Origin of the sequence: Pseudomonas sp. H1h (assembly GCF_000633255.1) — a bacterium.
In the GTDB taxonomy this organism is placed as follows: domain Bacteria; phylum Pseudomonadota; class Gammaproteobacteria; order Pseudomonadales; family Pseudomonadaceae; genus Aquipseudomonas.
The window spans coordinates 1-18,767 of the sequence record NZ_AYMJ01000017.1; the positions used below are offsets into that span (position 1 = coordinate 1).

Annotated in this window: 15 protein-coding genes and 1 pseudogene; 7 read left to right on the forward strand and 9 right to left on the reverse strand. The window is 60.0% G+C overall.

Annotated elements, in window-relative coordinates; translation table 11 throughout:
• The first annotated feature begins 205 nt into the window (after positions 1-205).
• The gene (gene mrdA / locus U862_RS0114425) at positions 206-2,098 is read left to right on the forward strand and encodes a penicillin-binding protein 2 (RefSeq protein WP_025111035.1); all 1,893 of its coding nucleotides are present in this window, start codon (positions 206-208) and stop codon (positions 2,096-2,098) included.
• A 106-nt stretch (positions 2,099-2,204) separates the two neighbouring features.
• Here the strand turns inward: mrdA and U862_RS0114430 are convergent, their stop codons facing one another.
• The 5 genes and pseudogenes from U862_RS0114430 to U862_RS0114450 form a co-directional block, all read right to left on the reverse strand.
• On the reverse strand, positions 2,205-2,876 hold the full coding sequence (locus U862_RS0114430; protein ID WP_025111036.1) for a hypothetical protein: 672 nt from the start codon (positions 2,874-2,876) through the stop codon (positions 2,205-2,207).
• Positions 2,877-2,957: 81 nt separating this feature from the next.
• Positions 2,958-3,164: a helix-turn-helix transcriptional regulator gene (locus U862_RS0114435; RefSeq protein ID WP_025111037.1), complete on the reverse strand. Its 207-nt coding sequence runs from the start codon at positions 3,162-3,164 to the stop codon at positions 2,958-2,960.
• A 9-nt stretch (positions 3,165-3,173) separates the two neighbouring features.
• Complete coding sequence (locus U862_RS0114440) at positions 3,174-3,779, reverse strand: DUF2975 domain-containing protein (protein ID WP_049828010.1); 606 nt, start codon at positions 3,777-3,779, stop codon at positions 3,174-3,176.
• Positions 3,780-3,865: 86 nt separating this feature from the next.
• Complete coding sequence (locus U862_RS0114445) at positions 3,866-4,270, reverse strand: lysozyme inhibitor LprI family protein (RefSeq protein ID WP_025111039.1); 405 nt, start codon at positions 4,268-4,270, stop codon at positions 3,866-3,868.
• Between the two features lie 56 nt (positions 4,271-4,326).
• A pseudogene (locus U862_RS0114450) lies at positions 4,327-5,246 on the reverse strand (ADP-ribosylglycohydrolase family protein).
• Positions 5,247-5,443: 197 nt separating this feature from the next.
• Here U862_RS0114450 and U862_RS0114455 point away from each other — a divergent pair.
• Both U862_RS0114455 and U862_RS0114460 read left to right on the forward strand, forming a co-directional pair.
• Positions 5,444-5,932, forward strand: a complete 489-nt coding sequence (locus U862_RS0114455) for an SRPBCC family protein (RefSeq protein ID WP_025111040.1) — start codon at positions 5,444-5,446, stop codon at positions 5,930-5,932.
• A gap of 7 nt (positions 5,933-5,939) precedes the next feature.
• Positions 5,940-6,740, forward strand: coding sequence for an aminoglycoside phosphotransferase family protein (locus U862_RS0114460; RefSeq protein ID WP_025111041.1), 801 nt, complete (start codon positions 5,940-5,942; stop codon positions 6,738-6,740).
• 318 nt (positions 6,741-7,058) lie between these two features.
• On the opposite strand, the gene acnA is transcribed toward U862_RS0114460, so the two are convergent.
• Positions 7,059-9,800, reverse strand: a complete 2,742-nt coding sequence (gene acnA, locus U862_RS0114465) for an aconitate hydratase AcnA (RefSeq protein ID WP_025111042.1) — start codon at positions 9,798-9,800, stop codon at positions 7,059-7,061.
• Positions 9,801-10,022: 222 nt separating this feature from the next.
• On the opposite strand from acnA, the gene rlmM reads away from it, so the two are divergent.
• A complete protein-coding gene (rlmM, locus tag U862_RS0114470) occupies positions 10,023-11,096 on the forward strand; it encodes a 23S rRNA (cytidine(2498)-2'-O)-methyltransferase RlmM (RefSeq protein ID WP_025111043.1) in 1,074 nt (357 codons plus the stop codon).
• A gap of 98 nt (positions 11,097-11,194) precedes the next feature.
• Positions 11,195-11,446: a sulfurtransferase TusA gene (tusA, locus tag U862_RS0114475; RefSeq protein ID WP_025111044.1), complete on the forward strand. Its 252-nt coding sequence runs from the start codon at positions 11,195-11,197 to the stop codon at positions 11,444-11,446.
• A 137-nt stretch (positions 11,447-11,583) separates the two neighbouring features.
• Here tusA and U862_RS0114480 read toward each other — a convergent pair whose 3' ends face one another.
• A complete protein-coding gene (locus U862_RS0114480) occupies positions 11,584-12,993 on the reverse strand; it encodes an MATE family efflux transporter (RefSeq protein ID WP_025111045.1) in 1,410 nt (469 codons plus the stop codon).
• Between the two features lie 158 nt (positions 12,994-13,151).
• Here U862_RS0114480 and pdxB point away from each other — a divergent pair, with 158 nt between their 5' ends.
• The gene (gene pdxB, locus U862_RS0114485; RefSeq protein ID WP_025111046.1) at positions 13,152-14,294 is read left to right on the forward strand and encodes a 4-phosphoerythronate dehydrogenase PdxB; all 1,143 of its coding nucleotides are present in this window, start codon (positions 13,152-13,154) and stop codon (positions 14,292-14,294) included.
• Between the two features lie 157 nt (positions 14,295-14,451).
• Here the strand turns inward: pdxB and U862_RS0114490 are convergent, their stop codons facing one another.
• Entirely contained in the window at positions 14,452-14,631 is a 180-nt protein-coding gene (locus U862_RS0114490; RefSeq protein WP_025111047.1) for a PA1571 family protein, read from the reverse strand.
• A 256-nt stretch (positions 14,632-14,887) separates the two neighbouring features.
• Here U862_RS0114490 and U862_RS0114495 point away from each other — a divergent pair, with 256 nt between their 5' ends.
• Positions 14,888-16,693 carry an ABC transporter transmembrane domain-containing protein gene (locus U862_RS0114495; protein ID WP_025111048.1) on the forward strand — a complete coding sequence of 602 codons (1,806 nt, stop codon included), beginning with the start codon at positions 14,888-14,890 and terminating at the stop codon, positions 16,691-16,693.
• A gap of 82 nt (positions 16,694-16,775) precedes the next feature.
• On the opposite strand, the gene U862_RS0114500 is transcribed toward U862_RS0114495, so the two are convergent.
• The gene (locus U862_RS0114500) at positions 16,776-18,704 is read right to left on the reverse strand and encodes a transglycosylase SLT domain-containing protein (protein ID WP_025111049.1); all 1,929 of its coding nucleotides are present in this window, start codon (positions 18,702-18,704) and stop codon (positions 16,776-16,778) included.
• Between the last annotated feature and the right edge of the window lie 63 nt (positions 18,705-18,767).

The window sequence follows — 18,767 nt, forward strand, 5'->3', positions numbered from 1 at the left end:
GTTTTGCCCGCAGGAAAGTGATTTGCTTCGCCACACAAGGCGCTACGACTGAGGTGCGGGCGTTCCAGCCGTCGCCGGGACAGCCACTGGGGAAAAACCTTCTGAAGTGACCGCCCGGTTTTTGGTATGGTGCAGCTCGTTTTTAACGGACTGATGTCATGCCCACGGACAGGCACTCATTTTTTGTCGAAGAGTTGCTGTAGAAATGCCAGAACCCATCCCGATCAAGGATCACGAAAAAGAGAAGCGCTTGGTCAACAAGCGGTTGATCGCCTGCGCTCTGTTCGTCTTCGCTATCAGCTGTGCGCTGGTGGTGCGCTTGTACATCCTGCAAGTGGTTGAATACGACTATCACTCGACCATTTCCGAAAACAACCGCGTCCACGTCTTGCCGATCCCGCCGACTCGCGGCCTGATCTATGATCGCAACGGCGTACTGCTCGCCGACAACCGCCCCAGTTACAACCTGATCATCACCCGCGAACGCGCCACTAACGTCAACCAGGAGCTGGACGAGGTCATCAATCTCCTGCATCTGCCGGCAGAAGATCGTAGCGTTTTCGATAAGGCCATGAAGCAGTCCCGTCACCCATTCACCCCGGTGACGCTGTTCTACGAGCTGACGGAAGAACAGATCGCTGTGTTAGCGGTTAACGAGTTCCGCTTGCCTGGCCTGGATGTCGAGCCGCAGTTCGTTCGGCATTACCCGCTGGGGCCGCACTTCGCGCATTCGATCGGTTACGTCGGCCGGATCAACGAGAAAGAGTCCAAAACTCTGGATTCGGTCGAATACCGCGGTACGCAATCTATCGGCAAAACCGGCATCGAACGCTTCTACGAAGCGCAGTTGCACGGCCATGTCGGCTATGAAGAGGTCGAGACCAACGCTCAGGGCCGAGTGCTGCGAGTGCTCAAGCACACCGATCCGGTTCCAGGCAAAAATATCGTGCTGAGCCTCGACGTCAAACTGCAGGAGGCTGCCGAAGCGGCACTGGGAGACCGCCGTGGTTCGGTGGTGGCGCTGGATCCGGCCACCGGCGAAGTGCTGGCGATGGTCAGCAACCCGAGTTTCGACCCGAATCTGTTCGTCACCGGCATCAGCTCCAAGGAGTACTCGGCGCTGCGCGATTCCATCGACCGACCGTTGTTCAACCGAGTGCTGCGCGGTTTGTACGCACCGGGTTCGACCATCAAGCCTGAGGTGGCGATTGCAGGCCTCGATGCCGGCGTGGTCACCCCGCAGACCCGTGTCTTCGATCCGGGCTACTACCAACTCCCGGACTTCGATCACAAGTACCGTAACTGGAACCATAGCGGCGACGGCTGGGTGGACATGGACGCGGCGATCATGCGTTCCAACGATACCTACTTCTACGACCTCGCGCACAAGCTCGGCATTGATCGGTTGCACGACTACATGGCCATGTTCGGTCTCGGTGAAAAAGTCTCGCTCGACATGTTCGAAGAGTCGCCCGGATTGATGCCGTCGCAGGCCTGGAAGCGCGCCACGCGCCGTCAGGCGTGGTTCCCGGGTGAAACGGTCATTCTCGGCATTGGCCAAGGCTACATGCAGGTCACGCCGCTACAGTTGGCCCAGGCGACTGCGCTGATTGCCAACAAGGGTGTGTGGAACCGTCCACACCTGGCCAAGACCGTCGATGGTGTGGCACCGGTCGACGAACATCCAATGCCCAACATCCTGCTGAAGAATCCGCGTGACTGGGATCAGGTCAACCACGGCATGCAGATGGTGATGCACGATGCCCGGGGTATTGCTCGCGCCGCTGCGGCCGGTGCGCAATACCGCATTGCCGGCAAGAGTGGTACCGCGCAAGTGGTGGCGATCAAGCAGGGCGAGCGCTACAACCGCGAGAAAACCCTCGAACGCCACCGGGACAACGCCTTGTTCGTCGGCTTCGCGCCGGCAGAGCATCCGACGATCGCCATTTCGGTGATGATCGAAAACGGTGAGGCCGGTGGTCGGGTGGCGGGTCCTGTGGTGCGGCAGATCATGGACGCCTGGCTGCTGGACCAGGATGGCCACCTCAAGCCGCAATATGCGGCGCCGGCCAAGCCACCCGGTGATCCGCACGTGTAGCCGCAAAAAGCTTCACAGCACAGGCTCACGCGGGCTGCGCATGTGCTGTGAAGCTCGTTATCGGTGACTCAGCTTGCGCATCGATGCGCTTTCATTCTGCAACGGACTATTTGCAGCTGTAACCCTCGGGCATCGTGATGCTGTAGTTGCGTTGCACACGGTCCTGGAAGTTCAGGTTCTGCAGACCTTGCTCCACCAGAAAGGCTTCGACCTTGGCTGCCTGGCAGTCCTCGTTATAAGACGACGCCCGCAGCAGATACACCGTGCGTTTGCTCGCCTCATCGCGGGCGGTGGCAATGAAGGTGCTGAGGGTGGTGTAACCGATTCGCTCAGAGGTGCCCACCGGGCCATAAGTGGTATTGGGGGTACTGGTGCAGGTCAGTCGGTCATCTTTTTTCTTGGTGTTCTTGCACACGGTCGAAGTGCTGGTTGGCACTTGCCCATAGTCGGTCGCGGTATAGCGGTAAGACACCTGCCGGCTACCAATGTCGAGCGTGATGGTCATTTTGATCGGCGCGTGGTTCCTGGGCAGGCTGGCGTCGGTATAAACCTCCAGGAAGCCCAGGTCTTTCAGTGCGTTGACCATATCACGAAGATAGTAGCGGGCATTGAGTGCATTCTCATCGGCGGCGCTCGCCGAGGTCACAAGTACTGTTGCCTTTCGGTCGAACTGATAGTCCGGATCAGGTATTGCATTGAGTGCTACGTCTATTTGCGTGGCGCAGCCGCCAAGCAACGCGGTGAGCATTAACAGGACGCAGAACAAATAACGGGACATGACAAAGACGCCTTGCAACTAAGGATTGAATAGAAGTTAAACGGATGAGGCGCGCGACAAATAACTCGTGGCCGGCAAGGCTCAGTCTTTCTGGTATTCCAGCAGATCGCCTGGCTGGCAATTGAGCGCTGCGCAGAGTTTGTCGAGCGTGGCCATTTTCACGCCCTTGACCTTGCCATTCTTCAGCAATGACAGGTTGGCCTCGGTGATGCCCAGCAGGGCGGCTAACTCTTTCGAGCGAATTTTTTGCGTGGCCATGACAACGTCAAGGCGGACGATAATGGTCATTATATTGTTCTATATGTATTGACTTTGCTCATCGCTGAGTACTTTTGCGTCACGCATGATAATTGAAAATATGCAGAGCAATACGCCTTTGATTATCTCGTAGGCAGAAGCGGAAGACAGGCCGATCGAGAACTGAAAAATCCGATCCCCCGGCGGCAGATCTATCGACAGCGCCAGACCTTGCAAGGTCTCTACCAGCGGATAGGCTGCCGGAGAAACGATGCACAGTATGCCCACTCGCCACAGGACCCTGATGTTGCGGTCGGTCCAGGTTTCGCCGCGCGACAAGCGCAGGAAAAACAGCCCCGTCAGCCATAACGCGTAGCCCGACAGAGCAACGGGCAGGAAGTCCAGAAGAACGATCAGCGCAGTGACCGTCGACGACAGCCAGGTCGCAGGATCAAGCAGCGCGCCCTCGACAAACGGGTCAAGCAATTGCGGTGAGCCTTCAGCAAAGGCATAGAGCAGGCCCGCGAGCATTTCATCCTTTTTGAAGAACCAGATCGTCGCGTTGCCGCCGACCTCCGTCACACCCAGAACCCAGACAAGAATCGCTGCCAGCAGCCCGATCCAATGCATGCGCTGCAGCGCCAATCCGTTGATGTGAGTACTCATGAGAATTCCTGGTTGTTTCAATTGGGTAGCGAATTCTCGATGATAAATTATCGAATAACAATAATTAATTTTGAGCAACTACAAAATCAGGCCCCAGGCACCGGGCAACTCATGTCACCTTCCTCACACTTCAAATACTGCTTCAGGGCGTCGACCCGCACCTTGGTCACCCCGGTCAGGCAGTTGCTGTAAATCAACGGATAAACGCTCCCGCCGTCTACCCCGGACGCCGAAAACTTGCATTCGGCATCACGAAATTCGATCCACGCCCGCTGTGCACTCACTAGCAGCTTTCTGGCGTCGGCGTTGTCTTTCAACCGACCGGTGATCTGCTGATACACCGCATTCAGCTCCTTGTCCGCCGCCTTGAATTCCTGCCCGGCACACTGGTTCATGGTGGCCTGATCGCTGGCATTGGCGCAGTCGACGGCGGCGTGGGCGATAGGCGTGAGCAGGAAGGGTGTCAGGGCTATGAGCAGGCGTGGGGACATGAGTAATCTCACTGTGTCGGATGAAAGTGCAGAACAGTTTATCGGCTGTGGTGCTTCTATTCAGGAACGCGCAGCCGGGAGGCTTCGAGCAGGCGATCTGCGGTGGCTGCAATCTCCTCGCCGTCATGGAGCATTTCCAGCCAGTGGGCAGGAATCGCCCTAACGCCATAATAGGCCCCGGCCAATTGACCGACGATCGCGGCAGTGGTGTCGGCACCATCGCCCAGGTTGGCGGCTTGCAGAATCGCTGCTGCGAAACTGTCGGTGTGATGAAAACACCACAGCGCGGCTTCCAGTGACTCAACGCTGTAGCCGCTGCCACGGATTTCAGTGACTGATTTGGCCAGATAATCTCCTCGAGCAATTGCGGCAACTTTAGGTTGAGTGAAGGTTGAGAGCGGCAGTCTGCACAACTCGGTTTTGGAGGCGCCGAGCAGCGCGTTGGCAATCAGTTCGGCAAACAATTGACAGCATTCGATGGCTTCAGGGGCCGCGTGGGTTGTCCGCGAACTGTCGCTGGCGAACTGGCGGATTTGTTGGGCGACAGGGAGGAAAACAGCACCACTGGCGCCAACCGCATCAGCGAGCCGTTGCCGGCGGTAAACGGGTCGGTTGATCCAGCAAAGGGCTGACCGGTTTGCTGGTACTGCGACAGTGCCTGACTGACCGTCATGCCAATATCGAAACAATCCCCCGTCGAGCTGAGATATCCCCATTGCCACCAGTTCAGATAGCGTCCCATTTGATCCGCCGCATCGAATGTGTTTTTGGTCAGCAGACTCTCTGCGAGGCACAGCGCCATCGAGGTGTCATCCGTCCATTGCCCAGGCTTCAAGTGAAAGGGGCCTCCGCCGACCATGTCTGTCAGCGGCTGGAATGAGCCTCGCGGTTTGAACTCCACCGTGGTGCCAACGGCGTCGCCGCAAGCCAGGCCGAGCAGGGCGCCGCGATAACGTTCTGATAGGGAGGGCTGCATGCTTCGTCCTTGTTTGTTTCCGTTTCGCTGGAAAAGGTAGCAGGTTCACTGGGAGGGATGCGTCAGTCATTCACTCTTTCAACGATCAGAAATGCCGCCGAATGTTTCCTTTGGACTGAACAGGCGCAGCCCTTTGATACAACTTCAGGTTGGACATGTGGTCATACAAGCCTACTGTTCAGAACAGGAGGTGACTTATGAAACCAGTACCCAATAGTTTCGAACGCAAAATCACGCTCAAGGCGCCGCGTTCTTATGTCTGGCGCGCATTGGTCGATGCCGAGGCGTTTGGCCAGTGGTTTGGTGTGGCGCTGGAGGGCAGGCGGTTCATTGCCGGCGAATGGACGCAAGGGCAGGTCACGTACCCGGGTTATGAACATGTCCTGTGGAACGTGCTGGTCGAGCGGGTCGAGCCGCAGCAGTTGTTCTCGTTTCGCTGGCACCCGTACGCGGTCAATCCGAAAATCGATTACTCCCAGGAGCCGACGACACTGGTCAAGTTCGAGCTGCAGGATTACGAGGGCGGCACGTTGCTCAAGGTGTCCGAATCCGGTTTTGCGCATATTCCCGATGTGCGGCAGAAAGAGGCGTATTACATGGACAGCCGTGGCTGGGAGGAACAACTGAGTCGACTCGAACAGTTTCTCGCCGAAAGCGCCAAGACCCGCGAGCGTGACGGTGACTGATGACGCCATGTTCGAACCGTGGCTGCAACGCTGGGCGCTGGTGCCGGACGGTGAGCCGATCATCACCCCGGGCAGCCGCCTGTTACCGGTGCGTTTTGCCGATGCACCGGCCATGCTCAAGATCGCGCTGGATACCGACGAAAAGTATGGCAATCGGCTGATGACCTGGTGGGACGGTGATGGCGCCGCGCAGGTGCTGGCTCATCACGAGGACGGTTTGCTGCTGGAACGGGCCATGGGCCGGCGTTCGCTGATGCACATGGCGCTCAATGGTGAAGACGACACCGCCACACGGATCATGTGCACGGCGCTGGCGCACCTGCATGCACCGCGTCCGACACCGCCACCGCCGCTGGTGGAGCTGGCGCCGTGGTTCGCCTCACTGCGAATGGCCGCCGCCGAACATGGCGGCGCTTATGCCGTGAGCCTGCAAGCGGCTGAAGCGTTGCTCGCTGACCCGCAAGAGATAGTGGTGCTGCACGGTGATATGCACCACGACAATGTCCTCGATTTCGGTACTCGCGGCTGGCTGGCGATCGATCCCAAGCGGGTGCGCGGTGAGCGCGGTTTTGATTACGCGAACCTGATCTGCAACCCGGATCTGCCGACGGCTGCCGACCCGGAGCGTGTCCGGCGACAGGTTGAGGTGATTGTCGAAGTGGCCAAGCTGGATCGCCGACGGGTGCTGCAATGGGTGCTGGCGTTCGCCGGATTGTCTGCCGCCTGGTTTTTGGAGGATGACCAGCAGGAACGGGCCACTGGGCAGCTGAGCGTCGCGCACATCGCGGCTTTGCTGCTTGAAGGCTGACAGGCGTAAGGGTTTTCGGAAGGGCTTCTATAGCGAATGTCTTACACGCGGTGGTAGCTTTTTCGACTATTGCCGATTGGATCCACGGCGTAATCTACACCCATCAACTGAGACACAGGGAGTGTTTCAGGATCACGGATGATCGACCATTAGCAAGGATCGCTGCCGACAGGGAGTCGATATTGGTCTTGGGAAAAACCCGCTTCGGCGGGTTTTTTTTCGCCTATGGAAAAGTGCAGGGATATTTGTGGCAGGTGAACTTGTGGCGGGGGAGCAAGCGCCCTCGCCACAGTGGATTCAAGTCCTGAGGCGTGCGTGTTACGAGGCAATCAACTGCCGCAACACGTAATGCAGGATCCCGCCGGACTTGAAGTACTCCACCTCATTCAACGTGTCGATGCGGCACAGTACTTCAAGTTTCTCCTGCCGCCCGTCTTCACGGGTGATCACCAGGGTCAGGTTCATCCGCGGCGTCAGCTCGACACCGGTCAGGCCCTGAATATCCACGGTTTCCTTGCCGGTGAGGTTCAGGCTCTTGCGGTTCTGATCAAGCTTGAACTGCAGCGGCAACACGCCCATGCCCACCAGGTTGGAGCGGTGAATACGCTCGAAACTTTCGGCGATCACCGCTTTGACGCCCAACAGGTTGGTGCCCTTGGCCGCCCAGTCGCGGCTGGAGCCGGTGCCGTATTCCTGACCCGCAATCACCACCAACGGCGTGCCATCGGCCTGATAACGCATGGCAGCGTCGTAGATCGCCATCTTCTCGCCGCTGGGGATGTAGATCGTGTTGCCACCTTCTTCGCCGCCGAGCATTTCGTTGCGGATACGGATGTTGGCGAACGTGCCGCGCATCATCACTTCATGGTTGCCACGGCGTGAACCGTAGGAGTTGAAGTCCCGCGGTTCCACGCCTTTTTCGCGCAGATAGCGCCCGGCCGGACTGTCAGCCTTGATGTTACCGGCAGGGGAGATGTGGTCGGTGGTCACCGAATCACCGAGCAGTGCCAACACCCGCGCGCCTTTGACGTCAGTGATCACCGGCAACGGTCCGCCAATGTCATCGAAGAACGGGGGATGCTGAATGTAGGTCGAATCGTCCTGCCACACATAGGTGGCGGCTTGTGGCACCTGGATCGCCTGCCATTGCTCATCGCCGGCGAACACCTCGGCGTATTCCTTGTGGAACATCGCGGTGTTGACCTGACTCACCGCCTCGGCGATTTCCTTGCTGCTCGGCCAGATGTCACGCAGGTACACCGGGTTGCCTTGTTTGTCCTCACCCAGCGGCTCAGTGCTGATGTCTGTACGCACGCTGCCGGCCAGGGCGTAAGCGACCACCAGCGGCGGCGAGGCCAGCCAGTTGGTCTTGACCAACGGATGCACCCGGCCTTCGAAGTTGCGGTTGCCGGACAGCACCGAAGCGACGGTGAGGTCGGCTTTTTGAATGGCTTTCTCGATCGGTTCCGGCAAGGGGCCGGAGTTGCCGATGCACGTTGTACAACCGTAACCGACCAGCGAAAACCCGAGTTGATCGAGGTACTGCGTCAACCCGGCAGCCTTGTAGTAGTCGGTCACCACTTTTGAACCCGGTGCCAGCGAACTCTTGACCCACGGTTTGCGCGTCAGGCCTTTCTCCACGGCTTTTTTCGCCAACAGACCGGCCGCCATCATCACGCTCGGGTTGGAGGTGTTGGTGCAGGAGGTGATCGCGGCGATCACCACCGCGCCGTTTTTCAGGCGATAGGTGTGGCCTTCGTATTCGTACTCGGTTTCGCCGATCAGATCGGCGTTACCCACGGCCACACCACCACCGCCTTCGCTTTCCAGGCGACCTTCTTCCTTGCTGGTGGGCTTGAATTGCAGGTCCATGAAATCACTGAAGGCCTGCGCCACATTCGGCAGCGAGACGCGATCCTGCGGGCGTTTCGGCCCGGCCAGACTGGCTTCGACGCTGCTCATGTCCAGCGCCAGGCTGTCGGTGAACACTGGTTCCTGACCGGGCAGGCGCCACAGGCCCTGGGCCTTGGTGTAAGCCTCGACGAGTTTCACCACTTCCGGCGGTCGGCCGGACAGGCGCAGGTATTCCAGAGTCACGTCATCGACCGGGAAGAAGCCGCAAGTTGCGCCATATTCCGGGGCCATGTTGGCGATGGTTGCGCGATCCGCCAGTGGCAGGTCGGCGAGGCCGTCACCGTAGAACTCGACGAATTTGCCGACCACGCCTTTCTTGCGCAGCATCTGCGTGACCGTCAGCACCAGGTCGGTGGCGGTGATGCCTTCCTTGAGCTTGCCGGTGAGTTTGAAGCCGATCACTTCCGGAATCAGCATCGACACCGGTTGGCCGAGCATCGCCGCTTCCGCCTCGATCCCGCCGACGCCCCAGCCGAGTACGCCGAGGCCGTTGATCATGGTGGTATGGGAGTCGGTGCCGACCAGCGTGTCGGGGAACGCGTAGGTGCGGCCGTCCTCATCCTTGGTCCACACGGTGCGCCCGAGGTATTCGAGGTTGACCTGGTGGCAGATCCCGGTACCGGGTGGCACCACGCTGAAGTTGTCGAAGGCGCTTTGGCCCCAGCGCAGGAAGGCATAACGTTCGCCGTTACGCCGCATCTCAATGTCGACGTTCTGTTCGAAAGCGCTGGCGGTGGCGAATTTGTCGACCATCACCGAGTGGTCGATCACCAGATCCACCGGCGACAGCGGGTTGATTCGTTGCGGATCGCCGCCGGCCTTGGCCATGGCAGCGCGCATCGCGGCAAGGTCGACCACGGCGGGTACGCCGGTAAAGTCTTGCATCAATACGCGGGCCGGGCGGTACTGGATTTCCCGGTCGGAGCGCCGCTCCTTGAGCCAGGCGGCGATCGCCTTGAGGTCGGCGCCGGTGACAGTTTTTTCATCTTCCCAGCGCAGCAGGTTTTCCAGCAGGACTTTCAGCGACATTGGCAGCTTGTCGATATTGCCAAGGCTTTTCGCTGCGTCCGGCAGGCTGAAATAGTGGTAGGTCTTGTCGTCGATTTGCAGTGTTTTAAGGGTCTTCAGACTATCGAGGGACGGCATTACGATCACTCCTTTGAGTCCGCACGGCTACGGACTGAGGGGACGGGCAGAGCTATCAACGTAGCCCTGTTTTCAGTAGCTGGCTAATAACTGGACTCTATGGGCAAGTCCAAGGTTCCGACATCGGCTATCATGCGCCGGTTTTCGTGACAGGCTTTGCTTCAATGCAAGGCTTGAGCATCGTGCAGGGGCCGAATGTCCGCCCTCTGCCCAGGAGTAAGAATGAACACCCTATTCATGCATTGCCGGCCAGGCTTCGAAGGCGAAGTCTGTTCGGAGATTTCCGACCTCGCCGCCCAGTTGAACGTCGCCGGTTACGCCAAGGCCAAAGCGGCCACGGCCTACGCCGAGTTCGTCTGCACTGAAGCAGACGGCGCTGAACGCCTGATGCGCGGCCAGCGTTTCGCCGAACTGATTTTCCCGCGGCAATGGGCGCGCGGTATCTTCATCGATCTGCCGGAAAACGACCGCATCAGCGTCATCCTTGCGCACATGGCCGATTTCCCGGTGTTCGGCAGCCTGTGGCTGGAAGTCGTCGATACCAATGACGGCAAGGAACTGTCGAACTTCTGCAAGAAATTCGAAGGCCCGCTGCGCAAGGCACTGACCGCCGCCGGCAAACTGGTGGAGGACGCCAGCAAGCCGCGTCTGCTGCTGACGTTCAAAAGTGGTCGCGAAGTGTTCCTCGGCATGGCCGATGCCGGTAATTCGGCGATGTGGCCGATGGGCATTCCGCGCCTGAAGTTTCCGCGCGAGGCGCCAAGCCGTTCGACGTTGAAGCTGGAAGAGGCCTGGCACCACTTCATCCCGCGTGACCAGTGGGACGAGCGTCTGCACAGTGACATGACCGGCGTCGACCTCGGCGCGGCGCCCGGTGGCTGGACCTGGCAACTGGTCAACCGCGGCATGCTGGTGACCGCCATCGACAACGGCCCGATGGCTGAAAGCCTGATGGACACCGGCCTGGTGCAGCACTTGATGGCTGACGGGTTCACCTTCAAGCCCAAGCAGCCGGTGGACTGGATGGTCTGCGATATCGTCGAGAAGCCGGCGCGCAACGCGGCGATGCTTGAAGAGTGGATCGGCGAGGGCCATTGCCGGGAGGCGGTGGTCAACCTCAAGTTGCCGATGAAGCAGCGCTATGCCGAAGTGAAACGCTTGCTCGAGCGCATTGCCGATGGCTTCAAGGCCCGTGGGATCAAGGTCGATATTGGCTGCAAGCAGCTGTATCACGATCGCGAGGAAGTGACCTGCCACCTGCGCCGGCATGACATCAAGAAAGCCAAATCCCGCTGACACACCGTAACGCCTTGTGGGAGCAAGCCCGGTCCCACAGGGGTTAGACGATGCCCCCGGCAATGCGCGACAATGCCGGTCAGTTTCAGGAGTGAATCATGAGTGAAATGATTGATACCCCGGTCGATGGCACCCTAGACGCCACCGGCCTCAATTGCCCGGAGCCGGTGATGATGCTGCACCAGCACATTCGTGATCTGGTGCCCGGCGGCCTGCTCAAGGTGATTGCCACCGATCCCTCGACCCGTCGCGACATTCCCAAGTTCTGCGTGTTTCTTGACCACGAACTGGTCGGTCAGCACGAAGAGGCCGGTACTTATCTGTACTGGATCCGCAAGAAACACGCCTGAGTCCGAGCCAAACACAAAACCTGATGTGGGAGCGGGCTTGCTCGCGAAAGCGGTATGTCAGTCACGATCAATGGCGACTGATACACCGCATTCGCGAGCAAGCTCGCTCCCACATTTTTTGTCTTGCGTTAAGGGGCTTAGCCCACCGAACGACTGATCCGAATACGCTTGCGCGCACTGCGGGTCAGGCGGATCGACAGCATCAGCGCCGCACAGCTCAGGCCGACGATCAGGCCTTGCCACAAGCCACTCGGGCCACGCGGTTCGCCGAGCCAGTCGGTCAGGCCGAGAGCGTAACCCACCGGCAGACCGATGCCCCAGTAGGCGAACAGGGTCAGGATCATCGTCACCCGGGTGTCCTGATAACCGCGCAGAGCGCCGGCGGCGGTGACCTGAATCGCATCGGAAAACTGGAACAGCGCCGAGTACACAATCAGCATCGCCGCGATGTGGATCACCGTCGGGTCTGCAGTGTAGATCGCGGCAATCGGCTCGCGCAGCAATAGCATCATGCTTGCCGACAGGCAGGCGTAGGCCAACGCGGTGCCCATGCCGACGCCGGCGGCGAAGCGCGCCTCGCGTGGTTCTTCACGGCCCAGGGCCTGGCCGACTCGTACGGTCACCGCCATGCCCAGCGAGTACGGAATCATGAACACCAGCGAACTGACGTTCAGTGCGATCTGATGCCCGGCGACCACCGTGGCGCCGAGACTGCCGATCAGCAGGGCGATCACGGCAAAGATGCTCGACTCGGCAAACACCGCGATGCCGATTGGCAGGCCAATCGCCAGCAAACGCTTGATTACCGCCCATTGTGGCCAGTCGAAGCGGCTGAAGATCTCACTCGAACGATAGGCTGGCGCCCAGCGCTCCCAACCGGCCAGACCCAGCGCCATGACCCACATCACGATGGCCGTGGCCCAGCCGCAGCCGACGCCGCCCATGGCCGGCACGCCGAAGTGGCCATAAATGAAGATGTAGTTCAGCGGAATGTTCAGTGCCAGACCGCACAGACCCAGCACCATCGCCGGGCGGGTACGACCGATGCCGTCACTGGTGCAGCGCAGCACGTGATAGAACGCCACCGCCGGCAGTCCGCTGGCAATGCCGTGCAGGTACTGCATGCACGGGCCGATCAGTTCGGGATCGACCTTCATCAGGTGCAGCACCGGCTCGGCGGCCACCAGCATCGCCGTCGCGATCAGGCCGACCACCAGCGCCAGCCACAACGCCTGACGGACGATCGGGCCGATCTCGCTGTGGGTGCCGGCGCCGAAACGCTGGGCGACTTTCGGTGTGGTGGCCAGCAGGGTGCCGGTCATCAGCAGAAATACCGGGACCCAGATCGAGTTACCCAGTGCGACTGCCGCCAGATCCTTGGGCCCGACGCGCCCGGCCATCACCGCATCGACGAAGCCCATGGCCGTGGTCGCCAACTGCGCGATGATGATCGGCAGCGCCAGGGCGAGCAGGTTCTTGAACTCCAGGCGGATACGCGCGGGGCGGTTGAGAGAGACGGCGACAGGTTGTTCAGTTACAGAGTTCACAGGCAAAGCGTCCACAGGTGTTGATGCGCAAGGCGCCGCATTCTACGCCGCTGACGTGACAGTCAGGAAAAATCCTCTGTTGCGGATTTGTAATCGCAAGGCCTCTGGCCCAACCGCCCATCTGCACCTAAACTGCCGATCCGCTATAGGAGCCCGCCATGCTGATTGTTGCCGACGAAAATATCCCGTTGCTCGATGCCTTTTTTGCCGGTTTCGGCGAGATCCGCCGGGTGCCGGGCCGTTCCATCGACCGTGCGACGGTCGAACACGCCGATGTGTTGCTGGTGCGCTCGGTGACCAACGTCAATCGGGCGTTGCTCGAAGGCAGCCGGGTACGTTTCGTGGGGACGTGCACCATCGGCACCGATCATCTGGATCTCGATTACTTCACCGAAGCGGGGATCACCTGGTCCAGCGCTCCCGGCTGCAATGCCCGCGGTGTGGTCGATTACGTGCTCGGCAGCCTGATGACCCTCGCCGAAATCGAAGGCGTCGATCTGACGCAGCGCACCTATGGCGTGGTCGGCGCCGGTGAGGTCGGTGGTCGGTTGATCAAGGTGCTCAAAGGACTGGGCTGGAACGTGAAAGTCTGCGATCCGCCGCGTCAGGCGGCCGAGGGTGGCGACTACGTCAGCCTGGAACAGATCATCGAGCAGTGCGACGTGATCAGCCTGCACACCCCGCTGACCCGCAACGGAGCAGGGGCCACCTGGCATCTGTTCGATCAGCAGCGTTTGCAACAGCTCAAACCCGGTGCCTGGCTGATCAATGCCGCGCGTGGTCCGGTGGTGGATAACGCTGCACTGCGCAAGGTGCTGCTGCAGCGCGAAGACCTGCAAGCGGTGCTTGACGTTTGGGAGGCAGAGCCCGAAGTCGATGTGGCGTTGGCCGAGCTCTGCGTGCTGGCGACGCCGCACATTGCCGGCTACAGCCTGGACGGCAAACAGCGCGGCACGGCGCAGATCTATCAGGCGTACTGTGAATTTATCGGACAGCCGGCGAGCATCCAGCTCAGTGAGTTACTGCCTGCACCGTGGCTGTCACAAGTGACCCTGCACGCTGGCAGTGATCCGGCTTGGGCGCTGGCGATGTTGTGCCGTGGAGTGTACGACCCGCGCCGCGACGATGCGGATTTTCGCCGCAGTCTTGTAGGTAATGTCGGTGAACAGCGTGCGGCGTTCGATGTGTTGCGCAAGCAGTATCCCGTGCGACGCGAGATTGAAGGCTTGCAGGTGCGAATCGAAGGGGACTCGCCGCAGTTGCAGCAGATTGTGGCGGCGCTGGGGGCAGTGGCGGTCTAGAACCGAGTCGGCCTTTTTCGCGAGCAGGGATCTCTCATTCAATGAAGATCCCCCCTGTGGGAGCGAGCCCGCTCGCGAAGGTCGCACCAAAACAACCGGATCGGCACACAGAAAAAACCCGGCCAAAACGGGCCGGGTCAGGAAGGCGGTGGCTATGTCACTTTTGTTCGGCAGGCTTGACCAATCGCTTCTCCAGTTCGCGGCATGCGTCCTGGATCATGTCTTCAGTGATCGGTACTTCACGCCCATCCTTGTCAATAATGGAGCAACCCAGAGGTTGGCCGGGCTTGGTGCGGATCACTTGAATCTTGTCTTCGCTGCTGTGTTGCAAGGACATGGCCTGTCTCCTCATCAGGTTGTACGCGTAGATTAAAACCGCCACGTGACCAGGCTGTGACAACTCCCTGAGGTCTTTCAAAAGCGGCATCTCCACTCCAACAGAAATGACCGCTCGTCTCAACCGGGACATTAGACCAATAGCAACTATGGCCTAGTCTTTGGGGGCATATTTAACCTGACTCATTGTGATTTACAGAGTTCCGCCCCATAGAAGGTTTAGGCTAGCCCTTTCACCAACACGGATGTGTACCTGAATGACCCCGAAGCTTTCTTCACGACACCGTCGCGCTCTGCGCCTGACCAGTCGATTTCTGGCCCCTTACCGCTGGCAAGTCATCGGTGCGCTGCTGGCGTTGATCGTCACCGCCGCTGTCACGTTGTCGATGGGGCAGGGGATCAAGTTGCTGGTCGATCGGGGTTTCATGACCCAGTCGCCGCACCAGTTGAACCAGAGCATCGGCATCTTCATGTTGATGGTGCTTGGCCTCGCGATCGGCACGTTCGCGCGGTTTTACTGGGTGTCCTGGATCGGTGAGCGCTGCGTGGCCGATATCCGACGCGAGGTGTTCAACCATCTGGTGTACTTGCACCCCGGTTTCTACGAGAACAACCGCAGTTCGGAGATTCAGTCGCGGCTGACCGCCGACACCACGTTGCTGCAATCGGTGATTGGCTCTTCACTCTCGATGTTTCTGCGCAACCTGCTGATGGTCATCGGCGGCGTCGTGCTGCTGTTCGTGACCAACGCCAAACTCACCAGCATCGTGGTGATTGCGTTGCCGTTCGTGGTTGCCCCGATACTGATTTTCGGTCGGCGGGTGCGCAATCTGTCGCGGTTGAGTCAGGACCGGGTTGCCGATATCGGCAGCTATGTTTCCGAAACCCTCGGTCAGATCAAGACCGTGCAGGCCTACAACCATCAGGTGCAGGATGAGCGACGTTTCGCCGCGACGGTCGAGGATGCGTTCGATACGGCACGCAAGCGTATTTTTCAGCGCTCATGGATGATCACCATGGTGATCGTGCTGGTACTGGGCGCGGTCGCGGTGATGTTGTGGGTCGGCGGCATGGACGTGATTGCCGGCCGCATCACCGGTGGCGAACTGGCTGCGTTCGTCTTTTACAGCCTGATCGTCGGCAGTGCGATTGGCACCTTGAGCGAGGTGATCGGCGAGCTGCAACGTGCGGCGGGTGCCGCCGAGCGCATCGCCGAACTGCTGGGTTCGCAGAACATCATCCTGCCCCCGACCACCGGGCTGGTGACCTTGCCGGAGCGCATCCAGGGCGAACTGCAATTGCAGGATGTGCGCTTTTCCTACCCGTCGCGTCCGGAAAGCTACGCCGTCAACGGCTTGAATCTGACTATCAAGGCCGGCGAGACGCTGGCGCTGGTGGGGCCATCCGGTGCCGGCAAGTCCACGGTGTACGACCTGTTGTTGCGTTTCTACGACCCGATTGAGGGGCAGATCCTGATTGACGGCGTGCCACTGACCAGCCTTGACCCGCTGGATCTGCGTCGCAACTTTGCCTTGGTCTCGCAATCGCCGGCGCTGTTTTTTGGCAGTGTCGAAGAAAATATTCGTTACGGTAATGCGGGCGCAACGCTGGAGCAGGTCAAGGACGCCGCGCGGATCGCCCACGCCCATGACTTCATCGAGAAAATGCCCAACGGTTACCAGACGCATCTGGGCGATGGTGGCCTCGGCCTTTCGGGCGGCCAGCGTCAGCGCCTGGCGATTGCCCGTGCGTTGTTGGTGGATGCGCCGATCCTGTTGCTCGACGAAGCCACCAGCGCCCTCGATGCGCAGAGCGAACACTTGATCCAGGAAGCCTTGCCCAGCCTGATGCAAAACCGCACCACGCTGGTGATCGCGCATCGTCTGGCCACGGTGAAAAACGCCGACCGGATCGCAGTGATGGATCAGGGCAAATTGGTGGCAATCGGTACGCATCAGGAGCTGATCGTCAGCAACCCGCTGTATGCGCGGCTGGCGGCGTTGCAGTTCAATGATGGTCAGAGTGCTGCAACGAACTCGGTCACCGAACCTGTAATCGACTAAGTAACCGACCCGATAGCGCCTAAAAAAAATGCCCTTATCTCGCGATAAGGGCATTTTTTGTTACTCGGTGTCAGCCATGTAATCACTGATCATCAAAGTACCGCTCATGCCAATCCACCAGCGGTTGCGGCGAGTTGAGTTTCTGCCCGTAGATCACCGAGTAAGACAGCACGTTCTGCACGTACTGACGGGTTTCGTCGAACGGGATGCTTTCCACCCACACGTCGAAACTCAGGTGATCGGCACCGCGCAGCCACTGGCGCACGCGGCCGGGGCCGGCGTTGTAGGCGGCGGAGGCAAGTACGCGGTTGCCGTTGAACTGGCTGTGTACCTGACTCAGGTACGCGGCGCCGAGCTGGATGTTTTTGTCCGGATCGAGCACTTGCTGCGGCGAGGCCAGCGGGATGCTGAATTTGCGCGCAGTTTCCTTGGCGGTGCCCGGCATCAGTTGCATCAGGCCGCTGGCGCCGACGCCGGAGCGGGCGTCGTCCATAAAAGCGCTTTCCTGGCGGGTGATGGCGAATACCCAGCTGGAATGCAGGCCACGGACCTTGGCTTCACGCACGAGGGTGTCGCGGTGCGCCATCGGGAAGCGGATGTCCAGATCGTCCCAGTATTGCGCCTGACTGATGGTGCGAATCGCCGGGAAGTACCACTTCAGGTCGTAGGCCAGTTTGGCCTGCGCAACCATTTCGTCACGGTTGAAATGACGGCTGACGTGGTACCACTCGCGGCGCCCGTCGACGATCTGTCCACGGGCATGGAATTCCAGGGCGCGACGCACACCGGGGGTGTTGCGCACCTTGTTGATGGTCGCCTGGCTGAGTACCAACGGCTTGTTGACCAGCGAGTAGGGCAGTTGCGAGCGGTCAGCGGCGAGGAAACCGTAGAAGTCACGTTCCTTCGCCAGATTCTTGTACAGCGTCTGCGCTTCCGGGTTCTGTGGCTGCGCCAGTTCCAGGCTGCGGGCCTGCCAGTAACGCCAGCGGTTGGTGGTCGCCAGATCCTGCGGCAGGCGACGGGTCAACTGATAGGCATCGTCCCAGCGTGCCAGACGCAACAGCAGGCGCAGGCGCCATTCGGAAACGGTGTTGTCGCGCAGTTCCGGGTCGTATTTGGTCATCACGTCCAGCGCGCGGCTGTCGAAACGCCGGGCCAGGGTCAGGCCGATTTCCCGGGCGATCGCGACTTTCTCGTCACGGGAGAAGTGCATGCTGCTGGCGTAACCGTCGAGCAGGGCCATGGCCTTGTCCGGATCCTGACGGGCGAGACGGCGCAGGCCGAGGCTGACCACGTCGGACATTGGTTCATCCGCCGGGGTGAAACGCGACGGCTGATTCAGCAACTCTGGCTTCTGCGCCACATCCACCAGCAGGCGACCGCGCGGGGCGAGGGTGGTCAGGCCGTTGACCAGGCTGTTGGCGAGTGGATAGTTGCGCGCCTGGGCGGCGAGTTTGGTGCGTTCCCAGCGCTTCTGTTCGGTCAACTGACCGTCGGCGGCCCAGATGCCGAACAGCGCGTCACAGGCTGCCGGTTGTGATTTGCCGGTCAGCCACAGTTTGTCGGCGTTGGCGTAACCCTCGGCCTTGTGGCCGCTGCTGATCTGGTATTGCGCGTTGAGGCAGTCCAGTTCGGTGAAATTGAGTTTCGGGTCGTAATACTTGACGAAAGTTGCCCAGTCGCCACGGTCGGCGAGCCAGCGCAACCAGCGCAGCTTCATCCAGTTGGCCTGGGGCAGGTCACCGTGCTCGGCGAGGAACTTCTCGATCTCGGCGTTGCTCGCGGACTTCAGGCGCGCGGTCAGTTCGTCGTAGGCCAGGTAAGGCTCCAGCGGATAATCGGCCAGGGCCTGGCTGTAACGGAAGTACGGGCCGGTATCGCCCTTGGCCAGGGCGCGCTTGGCTTCATCGTAATACTGGCGTTGGGTGGACAGGTCCACCGCCTGGGCGGATTGAGCGGCAGCGGCGGTAAGTAGCAAACAGGACAAGACACTGAAAAGGCGACTGCGCATGAGACATCCGGGCAGAGAAATCATGACAAGCACCGGCCGTGGCCAGCACTGAATTGTCTGTAG

Coding starts and splice junctions, on each gene's coding strand:
- mrdA (WP_025111035.1), top strand. CDS start 206: ATGCCAGAACCCATCCCGATCAAGGATCACGAAAAAGAGAAGCGCTTG.
- U862_RS0114430 (WP_025111036.1), bottom strand. CDS start 2,876: ATGTCCCGTTATTTGTTCTGCGTCCTGTTAATGCTCACCGCGTTGCTT.
- U862_RS0114435 (WP_025111037.1), bottom strand. CDS start 3,164: ATGACCATTATCGTCCGCCTTGACGTTGTCATGGCCACGCAAAAAATT.
- U862_RS0114440 (WP_049828010.1), bottom strand. CDS start 3,779: ATGAGTACTCACATCAACGGATTGGCGCTGCAGCGCATGCATTGGATC.
- U862_RS0114445 (WP_025111039.1), bottom strand. CDS start 4,270: ATGTCCCCACGCCTGCTCATAGCCCTGACACCCTTCCTGCTCACGCCT.
- U862_RS0114455 (WP_025111040.1), top strand. CDS start 5,444: ATGAAACCAGTACCCAATAGTTTCGAACGCAAAATCACGCTCAAGGCG.
- U862_RS0114460 (WP_025111041.1), top strand. CDS start 5,940: ATGTTCGAACCGTGGCTGCAACGCTGGGCGCTGGTGCCGGACGGTGAG.
- acnA (WP_025111042.1), bottom strand. CDS start 9,800: ATGCCGTCCCTCGATAGTCTGAAGACCCTTAAAACACTGCAAATCGAC.
- rlmM (WP_025111043.1), top strand. CDS start 10,023: ATGAACACCCTATTCATGCATTGCCGGCCAGGCTTCGAAGGCGAAGTC.
- tusA (WP_025111044.1), top strand. CDS start 11,195: ATGAGTGAAATGATTGATACCCCGGTCGATGGCACCCTAGACGCCACC.
- pdxB (WP_025111046.1), top strand. CDS start 13,152: ATGCTGATTGTTGCCGACGAAAATATCCCGTTGCTCGATGCCTTTTTT.
- U862_RS0114490 (WP_025111047.1), bottom strand. CDS start 14,631: ATGTCCTTGCAACACAGCAGCGAAGACAAGATTCAAGTGATCCGCACC.
- U862_RS0114495 (WP_025111048.1), top strand. CDS start 14,888: ATGACCCCGAAGCTTTCTTCACGACACCGTCGCGCTCTGCGCCTGACC.
- U862_RS0114500 (WP_025111049.1), bottom strand. CDS start 18,704: ATGCGCAGTCGCCTTTTCAGTGTCTTGTCCTGTTTGCTACTTACCGCC.